At 72.5% G+C, this 5,743-nt stretch carries 1 protein-coding gene; it reads left to right on the top strand.

The genetic code is table 11. The features are described 5' to 3' along the window. Positions 1 to 5,743, top strand: a 5,743-nt coding sequence (locus ACF07S_RS33310) for an SDR family NAD(P)-dependent oxidoreductase (RefSeq protein WP_391975907.1), incomplete at both ends; no start/stop codon positions are given.

Below are 5,743 nucleotides of genomic sequence, written 5' to 3'. Positions count from 1 at the left end.
GGCACGGTGTGCTGCCGCGGACGCTGCACGTGGACGCGCCGTCGTCGCACGTCGACTGGTCGGCGGGTGCGGTGGAGCTGCTGACCGAACCGGTGGAATGGTCGGGCGAGGGACGGCCGCGCCGTGCGGGTGTGTCGTCGTTCGGCATCAGCGGCACCAACGCGCACGTCGTCCTCGAACAGCCGGACGACCACGTCGAGGTGGAGCCCGACGCGGCACCGGAACCGGAGACCGCCTCCGGCGCGGTGCCGTGGGTCCTCTCCGGCAGGAGTGAGGCCGCGCTGCGTGCGCAGGCCGGCCGGCTGCGGGAGTTCACGGCGGGAGACGGCGCGGCGGTCCGTGGCGTGGACCTCGGGTTCTCGCTGGCCACGCAGCGCTCCCTCTTCGAGCATCGTGCGGTGGTGCTGGCCGAGGACAAGCCGGCTGCCCTGGAGGCGCTCGCGGCGGGCCGTCCGGACGCGGGTGTCGTGGAAGGCCTGGCCGATGGAGGCCGCACGGCGTTCCTCTTCTCGGGTCAGGGTTCGCAGCGGCTCGGTATGGGCCGTGAACTGCACGCCCGTTTCCCGGTGTTCGCGGAGGCGTTCGACGCGGTGTGCGCGGCTCTGGACGAGCACCTGGACCGGCCGCTGCGCGACGTGCTCTGGGGCGACGACGAGGACGCGCTGAACCGGACCGCCTACGCCCAGGCCGGGCTGTTCGCCCTGGAAGTGGCGCTGTACCGCCTCCTGGACGCCTGGGGCGTACGGCCCGACTTCCTCGCCGGACACTCGATCGGTGAGGTGGCCGCCGCGCACATCGCGGGCGTCCTCTCCCTCGCGGACGCCTGCGCGTTGGTCGCCGCTCGCGGTCGTCTGATGCAGGCGCTGCCCGCCGGTGGTGCGATGGTGGCCGTCGAGGCCACGGAGGCGGAAATCCTGCCGCACCTGACCGGCGAAGTCTCGATCGCGGCCGTCAACGGCCCGACCTCCGTCGTGATCTCAGGTGCCCAGGCCGCTGTCGAGACCGTGGCGGAGGTGTTCCGGGAGCAGGGCCGTCGTACGTCCCGGCTGCGGGTGTCGCACGCCTTCCACTCCCCGCTGATGGAACCGATGCTGGACGACTTCAGCACGGTCGTCGAGGAGCTGACGTTCAGCGAGCCCCGGCTGCCCCTGATCTCCAACATAACGGGCTGTATCGCCGCTGCTGGCGAACTCAGCACCCCCGCTTACTGGGTGACCCATGTCCGTGAGGCCGTGCGCTTCGACGACGGAGTCCGTGTCCTGGCGGAGCAGGGCGTCACGCGCTTCCTGGAGCTCGGCCCGGACGGTGTGCTCAGCGGCATGGCGCGCGAGAGCGCCGGCGACGGGGCACACCTGATCCCGCTGCTGCGCAGGGACCGCGACGAGGAGACGGCGGCCCTGACCGCGCTGGCCCGGCTGCACGTGGCCGGGGCCCCGGTGGACTGGGCTGCCTTCCTCACCGGCACCGGTGTGCGGGCCCGGACCGTCGACCTGCCGACCTACGCCTTCCAGCGGCAGCGCTACTGGCCCGCCGGTGCGCTGACCCGGGCCGGGGACGTGCGGTTCGCCGGGCTCGGAGCGGCCGAACACCCGCTGCTGGGCGCGGCCGTCGAACTGGCCGGCACCGAGGGCTCGGACGGGGTGGTGTTCACGGGCCGGCTGTCGGTGCAGTCCCACCCGTGGCTGGCCGACCATGCGGTGCGGGGCTCGGTCCTGGTGCCGGGCACGGCCCTGCTGGAACTGGCCATCCGTGCCGCGGACGAGGTCGGCTGCGACACGGTCGAGGAGCTCACCCTGTCGGCCCCGCTGGTGCTGCCCGCCCAGGGCGGCACCCGGATCCAGGTACGGATCGGTACCCCCGACGCCGACGGCCGGTGCGCTCTGGGCATACACGCACGGGGTGAGGACGACGTCCAGGCCCCGTGGACCGTCCACGCCACCGGAATCCTGGCTCCCGCCGCTGCCGCGGACCACGTGCGGTCCGGCTTCGACGCGTCCGTGTGGCCCCCGAAGGACGCACGCCCGGTCGACGTGACCGACTGCTACGAGCGGCTGGCCGAAGCCGGGTTCGCCTACGGACCCGCGTTCCGCGGTCTGCGGGCCGCGTGGCGCCGGGGCGAGGAGCTGTTCGCCGATGTCGCCCTCGACGAAGCGACGGACGGCAGCGCCTTCGGTCTCCACCCGGCCCTGTTCGACGCCGCCCTGCACGCCTTCGCTCTCGACAACGACGGCCGCGGCGGAGTGCCGTTCTCCTGGGCCGGAGTGTCGCTGCACGCCTCCGGTGCCTCGGCCCTGCGGGTCCGGCTGACCCGGGACGCCGACGGCACCATGGCCCTGGAGCTGGCCGACCCGGCCGGCGATCCCGTCGCCTCGGTGGAGTCCCTCGTCGTCCGGCCCTTGGCGGCCGGACAGCTCGGCGCCGCGACCCATGACTCCCTCTACCAGGTGGACTGGGTGCCGGCGCGAGGTACGAGGACCGCCGAAGTGTCCCCCGAACCGGTGACGGTCTCGGCAGCGGCCGAACTCGAGGCGATGGAGGACGAGGTACCGGCAACGGTGCTGGCCACCGTGCCCGGCGCCGCGGACGGTGTCGTCGGCTCCGTGCACGGAGCTGCCGCCTGGGCGCTGGAGCTGGTGCGGTCGTGGCTGGCGGAGGAGCGGTGTGCCACCTCGCGGCTGGTGTTCGTGACGCGGGGTGCCACTGAGGGCGGCGATCTGGCCGGTGCCGCAGTGTGGGGTCTGGTGAGGTCGGCTGTCTCGGAGCATCCGGGGCGGTTCGGTCTGCTGGACGTCGAGCCGGGTGCGGTGCTGTCGGCCGAGCTGTTGGGTGCGGCGCTGGCGGTGGCCGAGGCCGAGGTCGCGGTGCGTGGTGCTGAGGTGCTGGTGCCTCGCCTGGCACGGATGGCGTCCGGGGCCGGTGTGGGTGATTCCGGCTGGGATGTGGCCGGGGGCACGGTGCTGGTGACGGGTGGTACGGGTGGTCTGGGTCGTGTGGTGGCCCGTCATCTGGTGGTCGGGCACGGTGTGCGGGATCTGCTGTTGGTGAGTCGTCGTGGTGCGGCTGCCGAGGGTGTCGAGGCGTTGGTCGCGGAGTTGTCCGGGTTGGGTGCCCGGGTGTCGGTGGAGGCCTGTGATGTGGCCGATGCGGATGCGGTGGCGGCTCTGGTGGGCCGGTATCCGGTGCGGGCCGTGGTGCACACGGCGGGTGTGCTGGACGACGGTGTGGTGGAGTCGCTGACGGGTGAGCGTCTGGCGGGTGTGCTGCGTCCGAAGGTGGATGCGGCCTGGCACCTGCACGAGGCGACGAAGGATCTGGACCTCACCGCTTTCGTGGTGTTCTCGTCGGTGGCGGGGACGTTCGGCAGTGCGGGTCAGTCGGCTTATGCGGCGGGCAACGCGTTCCTGGACGCTCTGGTGCGTCGTCGGCGTGTGCTGGGGTTGCCGGCGGTGTCGCTGGTGTGGGGTCCGTGGTCGCAGGACGCGGGCATGACGCAGACGCTGTCGGAGACCGACCGCCGCCGCATCACCCGCTCCGGCCTCCCCCCGGTGACGGCGGAGCAGGGCGTCGCCCTGTTCGACGCCGCGATGGCCGCTGACGCGGCGGTCGTCCTGCCCGTGCGCCTCGACTTCCCGGCGCTCCGCGCGCAGGGAGAGGTGCCGCCGCTGCTCAGCGGGCTGATCCGGACGTCCACCCGCCGTGCGGCGGCCACGGGTTCCGCCGAGACCACCGGGCTGGCCGAACGGCTGACCGTGCTCGGCGAGACCGAGCGCCGCGAGATGATGCTGGACCTGGTGCGCGGACACATCGCCCTCGTCCTCGGCCACTCGGGCGCACAGACGGTCCACCCCGACCGGGCCTTCCAGGACCTGGGCTTCGACTCCCTGACGGCGGTGGAGCTGCGGAACCGGCTGGGCAAGGCGACCGGACTGCGCCTGCCCGCCACCGTCGTCTTCGACTACCCGACCGCGGGACTCCTCGCCGATCACCTCCTCGACACCGTGCTCGGCACCGTGCGCGACGTGGCTGTGCCGGTGGGGTCGTTGCCGTCGGTGGCGGACGACCCGGTGGTGATCGTGGGGATGGCGTGCCGTTATCCGGGTGGGGTGTCCTCGCCGGAGGACCTGTGGCGGCTGGTGTCCGACGGCGTCGACGCCGTGTCGGAGTTCCCGGCCGATCGCGGCTGGGACGTCGACTCGCTGTACAACCCGGACCGGGACGTGCCCGGGACGTCGTACACGCGCTCGGGCGGTTTCCTGCACGACGCCGGGGACTTCGACCCCGAGTTCTTCGGGATGAGTCCGCGGGAGGCGGTGGCGACGGACGCGCAGCAGCGGTTGCTGCTGGAGGCGACGTGGGAGGCGATCGAGCGGGCCGGGATGGACCCGGTCTCCCTGCGGGGCAGCCAGACCGGCGTCTTCGCCGGCGTCATGTACAGCGACTACGGAAGCATCCTCGCCGACGAGCAGTACGAGGGCTACCGCGGCAACGGCAGCGCGGGCAGCATCGCGTCGGGTCGTGTGTCGTACACGTTCGGGTTCGAGGGTCCCGCGGTGACGGTGGACACGGCGTGTTCGTCGTCGCTGGTGGCGTTGCACTGGGCGGCGCAGGCGCTGCGTTCGGGTGAGTGCTCGCTCGCGGTGGCCGGTGGCGTCACCGTCATGGCCACGCCCACCGCCTTCGTCGAGTTCTCCCGTCAGGGAGCCCTGTCCGCCGACGGCCGCTGCAAGGCCTTCTCCGACACCGCTGACGGAGCCGGCTGGTCCGAGGGCGTGGGTGTGCTGGTGCTGGAGCGGTTGTCGGACGCGCGGCGCAACGGTCACCGGGTGCTGGCGGTGGTGCGGGGCAGTGCGGTGAACCAGGACGGTGCCTCGAACGGTCTGACGGCGCCGAATGGTCCGTCGCAGCAGCGGGTGATCCGGCAGGCCCTGGCCAGTGGCGGGTTGTCCGCCGGTGACGTGGACGTGGTGGAGGCGCACGGTACGGGGACGACGCTGGGCGACCCGATCGAGGCGCAGGCGCTGATCGCCACGTACGGCCAGGACCGGCCGGAGGAACGGCCGTTGTGGCTGGGGTCGGTGAAGTCGAACCTGGGTCATACGCAGGCTGCTGCGGGTGTCGCCGGTGTCATCAAGATGGTGATGGCGATGCGGCACGGTGTGCTGCCGCGGACGCTGCACGTGGACGCGCCGTCTTCGCACGTCGACTGGTCGGCGGGTGCGGTGGAGCTGCTGACCGAACCGGTGGAATGGTCGGGCGAGGGACGGCCGCGCCGTGCGGGTGTGTCGTCGTTCGGCATCAGCGGCACCAACGCGCACGTCATCCTCGAACAGCCCGCACTCGCGGGCGAAGTCGCCTCGACGGCACTCGACGCCGACGCCGACGACGCCGAGACGGCTGTTGCGGTGCCGTGGGTTCTCTCCGGTAAGAGTGAGACCGCGGTGCGCGCGCAGGCCGAGCGGCTGCGGGAGTTCGTGCAGGGCGCCCGGGTTCGTGATGTGGACCTCGGGTTCTCGCTGGCGACTCAGCGGTCCGTGTTCGAGCATCGCGCGGTGGTGCTGGCCGAGGACAAGGCGGCTGCCCTGGAGGCGTTCGCGGCGGGTCTTCCGGACGCGGGTGTCGTGGAGGGCGTGGCCGGTACGGGCCGCACGGCCTTCCTGTTCTCGGGTCAGGGTTCGCAGCGGCTCGGTATGGGTCGTGAGCTGTACGGTCGTTTCCCGGTGTTCGCGGAGGCGTTCGACGCGGT

Origin of the sequence: Streptomyces sp. NPDC016640 (assembly GCF_043076215.1) — a bacterium.
In the GTDB taxonomy this organism is placed as follows: domain Bacteria; phylum Actinomycetota; class Actinomycetes; order Streptomycetales; family Streptomycetaceae; genus Streptomyces.
Note: the sequence above shows the minus strand (reverse complement) of the source record. Positions and strands in the feature narration are given on the sequence as shown.